At 65.5% G+C, this 7,954-nt stretch carries 7 protein-coding genes; 3 read left to right on the top strand and 4 right to left on the bottom strand.

What is annotated here, in order from left to right; genetic code table 11:
- Positions 1–134 precede the first annotated feature (134 nt).
- Positions 135–638 carry a methylated-DNA--[protein]-cysteine S-methyltransferase gene (locus tag AU187_RS07345; RefSeq protein WP_172800181.1) on the bottom strand — a complete coding sequence of 168 codons (504 nt, stop codon included), beginning with the start codon at positions 636–638 and terminating at the stop codon, positions 135–137.
- A complete protein-coding gene (locus AU187_RS07340) occupies positions 638–2,122 on the bottom strand; it encodes a DNA-3-methyladenine glycosylase 2 family protein (protein WP_059102084.1) in 1,485 nt (494 codons plus the stop codon). Before AU187_RS07340 ends, AU187_RS07345 begins: the two co-directional genes overlap by 1 nt.
- Before the next feature lie 235 nt (positions 2,123–2,357).
- Between AU187_RS07340 and AU187_RS07335 the strand changes: the two genes are divergently transcribed.
- Positions 2,358–2,849 (top strand): hypothetical protein, encoded by a 492-nt coding sequence (locus tag AU187_RS07335; protein WP_059102083.1) that lies wholly within the window; start codon positions 2,358–2,360, stop codon positions 2,847–2,849.
- Positions 2,850–2,871: 22 nt separating this feature from the next.
- Here AU187_RS07335 and AU187_RS07330 read toward each other — a convergent pair whose 3' ends face one another.
- Complete coding sequence (locus AU187_RS07330) at positions 2,872–3,528, bottom strand: TetR/AcrR family transcriptional regulator (protein WP_059102082.1); 657 nt, start codon at positions 3,526–3,528, stop codon at positions 2,872–2,874.
- A gap of 66 nt (positions 3,529–3,594) precedes the next feature.
- Here AU187_RS07330 and AU187_RS07325 point away from each other — a divergent pair, with 66 nt between their 5' ends.
- Together AU187_RS07325 and glsA are read left to right on the top strand one after the other, a co-directional pair.
- Complete coding sequence (locus AU187_RS07325; protein ID WP_059102081.1) at positions 3,595–5,031, top strand: carotenoid oxygenase family protein; 1,437 nt, start codon at positions 3,595–3,597, stop codon at positions 5,029–5,031.
- Positions 5,032–5,040: 9 nt separating this feature from the next.
- The gene (gene glsA / locus AU187_RS07320) at positions 5,041–6,327 is read left to right on the top strand and encodes a glutaminase A (RefSeq protein ID WP_059102080.1); all 1,287 of its coding nucleotides are present in this window, start codon (positions 5,041–5,043) and stop codon (positions 6,325–6,327) included.
- Here the strand turns inward: glsA and AU187_RS07315 are convergent.
- Positions 6,316–7,920, bottom strand: a complete 1,605-nt coding sequence (locus AU187_RS07315) for an adenylate/guanylate cyclase domain-containing protein (protein WP_059102079.1) — start codon at positions 7,918–7,920, stop codon at positions 6,316–6,318. The two genes, glsA and AU187_RS07315, sit on opposite strands and share 12 nt — an antisense overlap.
- Positions 7,921–7,954: the final 34 nt, after the last annotated feature.

Below are 7,954 nucleotides of genomic sequence, written 5' to 3'. Positions count from 1 at the left end.
CCGGAAGCTAAGCCTGCCAGCGCCAATGATACTGCCCAACCCGGGCGGAAAAGTAGGACACCGCCGAACACAAATTAAGCCCTATGGCCCCCAATTCGATTGGGGGCCATAGGCATTTGTAGCGCCACTCCACTTCAATCAAACAACGTCAACGCCGGCGCGACCCGATTTTTCTCCATCGCGAGCAGTGCCCGCTTCCTGTCGAGTCCGCCGCCGTAGCCCGTGAGGCTTCCGTTGGACCCGATCACTCGATGGCACGGCACAATGATGCCGATCGGGTTGTGGCCGTTGGCCAAACCGACCGCGCGAAAGGCGCCCGGAGAGCCGATCTGCCTGGCGATCTCGCCGTAAGAACGAGTCTCGCCATAGGGAATCGTCAGCAATGCCGCCCAGACTCGCCGCTGGAAGTCGGTGCCGACAAGATCGAGGTCCAATTTGAACTCGGTGCGGTCGCCGGCGAAGTACGCCTCGAGTTGCTCCACCGCGTCGGGGAACGCGTCCTCGTCCGCAGCCCAGCCGTCGCGGCTGGGTTCATATGTCTGGTCCACCATTCGCAGGTGCATCAGCCGGCCGTCTCTACCTGCCAGTGTCAGCTGACCGACCGGGCTGTCCATCGTGCGAAACTTCAAGGCTTCCATCATGTCTCCTTTGGTGGCCAGTCGTTGACTGCATGATCGAGCGCGGACCACAGGTGCTGGGTGGCGTACGAACGCCATGGTCGCCACCGCGCGCTGTGCTCGGTGAGTGCGCGAGGCTCAGCGGGCAGTCCCAACTGCCTTGCGGCCAGCTGCACGCCGAGGTCAGTGGCCGGGAAGGCGTCGGGGTCACCGAGCCCACGCATAGCGATCACCTCGGCGGTCCACGGGCCGATGCCGGGCAGTGCCAACAACTGCTCCCGCGCCCGGTTCCAGTCGCAGCCCGCATCGAGGATGACGTCCCCGTCCGCCAATGCTCGGATCAGCGCAATCAGCGAGCGTTGCCGTGACTTCGGGAAGGCGAGGTGGGCGGGATCGATGTCGGCGAGATGTTCGATCGGCGGAAAGGCATGTGTCAGACCGCCGTTCGTGTCCGTGATTTGCTGCCCATAAGCCGAGACAATTCGCCAGGCATGCGTCCGGGCCGCCTTGATCGATACCTGCTGACCCAGCACGACCCGCAAGGCTAGTTCTTGTTCGTCGACTGTTCGCGGAATGCGCTGACCGGGCGCCTTGCTGACGAGCACGCTGAGTTCCGGGTCGGTACCGAGTGCGTCGACAACCGCCTCGGGATCAGCGTCGAGATCAAGCAGCCGGCGGCATCTGGCGATCGCTGTGGCTAGGTCGCGGAAGTCGTCGAGGACCATCCGGCATTGCACATGGTCGGGTTGTGGTGTGAGAGAGACGATTCCGTTGCCGTTCGGTAGGCGCAGCGTTCGGCGGTAGGCCCCCTCCCGCACTTCCTCGACGCCCGGCACGGCGCTGGCCGCCAGGTGTCCGAACAGTCCCTCATAGGCGAAAGGAGTGCGGACGGGCAACCGTAACGACAGTGCTCCGGTGCCGCCCTCGTTGCGGCCGAACCGGGCACGCGCACGCTGACGCAACGTCGTCGGGGTGAGATCGCACACCGCTCGTACGGTGTCGTTGAATTGCCGGATGCTGGAGAACCCCGATGCGAAAGCAACGTCGCCGAACGGCAATTCGGTGGTCTCGATGAGCACGCGGGCAGTCTGCGAACGCTGAGCGCGCGCGAGGGCCAGCGGGTTCGCCCCGACTTCGGCTTGCAGAAGCCGCTCGAGCTGGCGGGTGGTGTAGCCCAGCCGGGTGGCCAGTCCGGTGACGCCTTCACGGTCGACGGTGCCATCGGCGATCAGTCGCATGGCCCTGGCGACGACGTCGCCGCGGACATTCCACTCCGGTGAGCCGGGTGACGCGTCTGGGCGGCACCGCTTACAGGCCCGGAAGCCTGCCTTCTGGGCGGCCGCCGCGGTCGGATAGAACCGCATGTTGCGTGCGTACGGCGGCCGAACCGGGCAGCTTGGCCTGCAGTAGATCTTCGTGGTCAGCACGGCGGTGACGAACCAGCCGTCGAACCGGGCGTCTTTGGACTGGACAGCCCGGTAGCAGCGTTCGAAATCGTCGTGCACGCCTCTCACAATTACACGTCCCCACCGACAACACTGGCGGAAAACCGACATGGTCGTGGCAGTCAGGGCGCCGGGCGTGTGTGGGAGTGCTGGCGGTGAGGAGGTGGTGCTCGCCGTCGATGAAACGCCAATATCACCGAAAATCTCACGCATTGGTTTCGGGCGGCTAACGATTCGAGCGTTGCCTAGCGGTTAGGCGGGCAAGTAGGCAACCGCTGTGGTGTCGTAGGAGTCGATGTTGACTCGCACATTGTTCGTCGTCGGCGTTGCAGCGGCGTCGTCGTCCTTGCTACTCGCGCCGGCGGCCATTGCCGCGCCCACGGCGGACGCTCAGGGCTATGTCGACTCCACCGCTCGGTGTGCCCCACCCAAAGAGGCGGTGCTCTTCGGTGCCACCGGGTCGTCGCGTGTCGCGATCTGCAAGACGTCCGATGGGGAATATGAATACCGCGGCGTGCGACTTCGTGACGGCGCAAAGTTGATCGTGCCCGCCACCCAGACGGGCGATGAGTTCACCGCCGAGAACGACGGAATCACGTATTTCGTCTCGGAGGAATCCTTGACCATCAGCGCGGGCACACGGGTGATCCGGGAGGAGCCGATGGTCGACGTCCATGAGGGACAGGCGGATGACGCACCGTCGGCGCCGCCGCCGGCCTCGACGCCTAAGCCGACAAAGCCGTTGCCCCCACCGCTGCCCGCCGAAGAGGGGCACACCGGCACCTGAGCGGATCGTGACTCGTTCGCTCCTACAAGTCGACCAGCACCGTCGCTGCGGTCAGCGACTGCATCGTCTTTTCCCGCTCGTCGCCCATCCCGACCAGAGTGTCCACGGTCAGCGGCCCGAGAATCTGGGTCAGCCCGTGCCCCTCGTGACCGAAAAAGCCGGCCATCTCCAACATGACCGCGCCGTGGACGATGCTCCACATCCGCCCTGCCATCACGGCGACGCCGTCATCGCGGATACGTCGCGCGCCGACCATCCTTCGCACCGCGGTCAACAACGCCTCGAACGACACCGCGAACTCCGCGCGGTCGGTTGAGCTGCCGGTCACGGTCAGGTCGGCGTGATGACGGCTCAGTGACTGCGCGGAGGTGCCGAACATCATCTGATAGCGCTGCGGGTTCTCCAACGCGAACTCGCGGTACCGCGCGCCCATCACGAGGAAGTCGGCCACCGGATCGTCGGTCACCGGCGACTCCGTCAGCGCCTGGGTGAAGCGCGCGAACGTCTCGCTGGCGATCGAGTCGATCAGGCCTGTCATGCCGCCGAAGTGCGTGTACACCGCCATCGTCGACGTCCCGGTTTCGGCGGCCAGTTTGCGTGCGCTGAGCGCCGCCAGCCCGTCCCGCTCGAGAATTCGGATGCCGGCCTCGACCAGTTGCTTCGGGGCACTCTCGCTCACTCTTGCCATATTGCCATAACGGTGTTATACAGGTGGTGTCATAACACCGTTATGGGGGAGCCCGCGATGACGAGCCGCTATCTCGAGGGCGCCTTCGCGCCCCTTCGCGAAGAGCACACGCTGACCGACCTCGAGGTCACCGGCACCATCCCCGATCACCTCGATGGGCGCTATCTGCGGAACGGACCGAATCCGGTCGGCGAGCTGGATCCGGAGCTGTACCACTGGTTCATCGGCGACGGCATGGTGCACGGCATCCGGATCCGCGATGGCAAGGCGGAGTGGTACCGCAACCGCTGGGTCCGCGGTCCGCAGACCGCGAAGGCACTGGGGGAGCAGACGCCACCCGGACGGTTCCCCATCTCGGGAATCGGCGCCAACACCAACGTCATCGGACACGCCGGCCGGACTCTGGCCCTGATCGAATCCGGTGTCGCCAACGTGGAACTCACCGACGAGCTCGAGACCGTCGGGGCATGTGACTTCGACGGGACACTGACGGGTGGATACACCGCCCATCCCAAGCGTGACCCCGACACCGGTGAACTGCACGCCGTTTCCTACAGCATGTATCGCGGCAACACGGTGCAGTACTCGGTGATCGGCGCGGACGGGCGCGCGCGACGCACGGTCGATATCGGGGTCGCGGGCAGCCCGATGATGCACGACTTCTCGCTGACCGAGAACCACGTCGTGTTCTACGACCTGCCGGTCACGTTCGACGCGCGCATGGCGGTGGAGATGACGGTGCCACGCGGTCTGCGGCTGGTCTCCCGACTTGTGTTGTCGGCCTTGATCGGTCGGGTGCGAATACCGGATCCGATCAGCGCTCGGCAGCCGGGGGGTAACGCATCCGACCGTCGGTTCCCATACTCCTGGAACCCGAAATATCCCGCGCGGGTCGGCGTGATGCCACGCGACGGCGGCAATGCGGACGTGCGCTGGTTCGAGGTCGAACCCTGCTACGTGTTCCACCCGATGAACGCCTACGACGATGGCGGCACGATCGTGCTCGATGTCGTGCGGCACCCGAAGATGTTCGACACCAACCACCTTGGGCCGGACGAAGGTCCGCCGACACTCGACCGTTGGACGGTGGATCTCGCCGACGGCAAGGTTCGCGAATCTCGCATCGACGATCGGGGCCAGGAGTTCCCGCGCGTCGACGAACGCCGGGTGGGCAGGCGTCACCGCTACGGGTACGCGCCGACCGTCGGCGACGGCGACGGCAGCGATACCCTGCTCAAGCATGACTTCGTCGGCGGCGACACGCTTTCACGATCCTTCGGCGACGGGAAAGTGCTCGGGGAGTTCGTCTTTGAGGCGTCCTCATCGACCGCCGTCGAAGACGACGGCGTGTTGATGGGGTTCGTCTACGACCGTCGGACCGACCGCAGTGACCTGGTGCTGCTCGACGCGCGAACGTTGCAGGACCTCGCCAGCATCAAGCTTCCGCACCGCGTGCCCGCCGGCTTCCACGGCAACTGGGTGTCGTCGGCCTAGGATCGGTCCATGGCCGAACTGGTGCAGCGATACCTGGACCAGATTCTCACGAAGCACGCCGACGACACTGGCGGGGCCCTTGCCGACTACATTCCTGAACTGACTCGGGTCGACCCCAACGGATTCGGTTTGTCGCTGTCGCTGGTTGACGGCTACGTCTATGAATCCGGCGATACCGCCCTCGAATTCACCATCCAGTCGGTGTCCAAGCCGTTCACCTATGCGCTCGCACTCGACCGCCTCGGCTTCGATGCGGTCGACGCCAAGATCGGCGTGGAGCCCTCCGGTGAAGCGTTCAATGAGATCAGCGTCGACGAATCCACCAAGGCGCCGAAGAACCCGATGATCAATGCCGGCGCCATCGCGGCCGTCTCTCTGGTACCCGGCACCTCCGCCGATGAGCGGTTCAGCCAGATTCGCGAATTCTATTCGGCGTGTGCGGGTCGCGACCTGACGGTCGACGACGACATCTATCCGTCTGAGAAGTCGACCGGAAGCCGGAACCGCGCGATCGCTTACATGTTGCAGAGTTTCGGCGTGCTCGACGGTGATCCCGATGAGGTCCTCGACGTCTACTTCCGTCAATGTTCGATCAAGGTGACCACCACGGATCTGGCCCAGATGGCCGCCACCCTGGCGCGCGGTGGCATCGACCCGGTGTGGGGACGGCGAGTGGCCGCTGCAGCAGTGGTACAGCGGACGCTGAGCGTGATGGTTACCTGCGGGATGTACGACGCGGCGGGGGACTGGGTGAGCGCCGTCGGCATGCCGGCCAAGAGCGGTGTCGGCGGCGGCATCGCGGCCGTGCTGCCCGCTCAGCTCGGAATCGGGGTCTACTCACCGCTTCTGGACGACAAGGGCAACAGCGTGCGGGGTGTGAAGGCGTGCCGCGATCTGTCGGCCGGCCTCGGATTGCATTTCCTTTCGGTCACCCGGGAAGCCCGCTCGACGATCCGGGACGCGTATGACGTCGCCGCAGGTGTCCGGATTTACGAGCTGCACGGTGACCTCTTGTTCGCCGGCGCCGAGCAGGTGCTACGCACCGTTGACGAGCAGCGCGACGGTTTCGATGTGGCCATCCTGGACTTGTCGAGGGTCGACGACGTCAACGATGCCGCCCGCCGGATGCTCGCCGGCATGCACGAGTCGCTCACTGCCGCAGGCAAAGAGGGTTACGTCGTGGATCCGGACGGCACGTTGGCCGCCGCTGAAGCCGCACAGGCGAGGGTGTTCGGCACCCTCGACGGGGCGTTGCGCGCCGCGGAGAGTTTTCAGCGAACGCGATCAGACGGGTGACGCCAGCCTGGTCGGCTCGTCGTGTCCGCGCAACGTCACCTCGTCGCCGAGTGTCCAACGGGCACGCTCGCTTTCGCTCGCGCCGGTGACCGCATCGGATGAGGCGAGCAGGTGGCCGGGGGTTTCCTTGGCCAGTTCGCACAGCCGCGCCGCTTCGTTGACGGGCTCACCGATCACGGTGTACTCGAACCGTTCCTTGGCCCCGACGTTGCCCGCGACCGCCTCGCCGGCGGCCACCCCGATGCCCGCGTCGCACTCGGGCACCTCCTCATGGATCCGGCGCGCGATCGCACGACCGGCGGCCAGCGCGGAATCCTCCGGGTTCGCCAGGGGCAGTGGAGCGCCGAACACGGCCAGCGCCCCGTCGCCCTCGAACTTGTTGACGAAGCCGTGGTGGCGGTCGACCTCCTCGACGATCACCGCGAAGAACCGGTTCAGCAGGTCGACGACCTCGGTCGCGCGGCGGGCCGTCACCAACTGCGTCGAGCCGATGATGTCCACGAAGATCACCGCGACATGGCGTTCCGCGCCACCGAGCTCCAGACGCTCTTTCTCCGCAGCCGCGGCAACGTCGCGACCGACATGACGGCCGAACAGATCGCGTACCCGCTCGCGTTCCTTCAGCCCGTCGACCATCGAGTTGAACCCCCGCTGCAACTCGCCGAGCTCGGTGCCGTCGAACACCACCAGGTTGCAGTTCAGATCTCCCTGCTCCACGCGCTGTAGTGCCGAGCGCACCACGCGCACGGGGGTCGCCGTCAGCCACGACAACAGCAACATCAGGATCAATCCGAAGGCCAGTGCCACCACCGCGATGATCATCACGGCGACCGCGAACTGGGTTGCGGTGAGATTTTGCAGCGACAGCGCGAACACCGCGAGAAGAAGGATGCCCAGCACCGGCACGCCGGAGCTGAGCAACCAGACGGTCATGGTTCGGCCCATGACTCCGTGTGCCAATCGGCGCGGCGGGCGGCCCGCTTCGAGCGCCTGAGCGGCGACCGGGCGCAGTGCGAACTCGGTGATGAGGTAGCAGGCGGTCGCCACGACGATGCCGGGAAAGCCGACTGCGAGCAGGAAGCGAGGGATGAACGCGGAGTCCTGCAGGCCGTACAACAATGTCAGCAGTGCCGTGCCGAGGCCCCACAGCAGCAGCAGCCTCTTCGCCACATGCCACGGAGCGAGGAAGACATTGTGCTGATCGGCTCGGGTGGGGGCGCGTTCTGCGATGGCCCATCGCAGCGAATTGACGGTGCGAGAGGTGATCCACCAGGTGCCCACCACCAGGGCAAAGATCATGTAGGCGGGAGCGACGCCCCAGGTCAGCCATGCCGGCGCGTCGGTGAAGACGCTCGGCACCGGAATGGCGACCGCGTTCAGCAGCAACGACACGGCGATGCCGAGCACGTTGGTGAACAGGATGAGGACGGTGAGGATGATTTGAATGCGGATGCGTCGGCGGGTTTGGCTCTCCGACGGCTTGCCGAGCAGGAAAGAGCCGAATTCGGGGGTGTCCGGTAGCCGCCCGCTCTGCCGCGTCACCTTCTCGAGGACAAGACCGAGTCGCTGAGGGACGCTCTTCTTGGCGGTCATTGTGGCTAGAGCCTAATTCGCCGAACCGGCGCCT

This window comes from Mycobacterium sp. IS-1556 (assembly GCF_001499985.1).
Taxonomy (GTDB): Bacteria; Actinomycetota; Actinomycetes; order Mycobacteriales; family Mycobacteriaceae; genus Mycobacterium.
Note: the sequence above shows the minus strand (reverse complement) of the source record. Positions and strands in the feature narration are given on the sequence as shown.

What these genes read in the sequence shown, in the direction of transcription:
- AU187_RS07315 (WP_059102079.1), bottom strand. Translation starts at nt 7,920, where the DNA reads ATGACCGCCAAGAAGAGCGTCCCTCAGCGACTCGGTCTTGTCCTCGAG.
- AU187_RS07345 (WP_172800181.1), bottom strand. Translation starts at nt 638, where the DNA reads ATGGAAGCCTTGAAGTTTCGCACGATGGACAGCCCGGTCGGTCAGCTG.
- AU187_RS07325 (WP_059102081.1), top strand. Translation starts at nt 3,595, where the DNA reads ATGACGAGCCGCTATCTCGAGGGCGCCTTCGCGCCCCTTCGCGAAGAG.
- glsA (WP_059102080.1), top strand. Translation starts at nt 5,041, where the DNA reads ATGGCCGAACTGGTGCAGCGATACCTGGACCAGATTCTCACGAAGCAC.
- AU187_RS07335 (WP_059102083.1), top strand. Translation starts at nt 2,358, where the DNA reads ATGTTGACTCGCACATTGTTCGTCGTCGGCGTTGCAGCGGCGTCGTCG.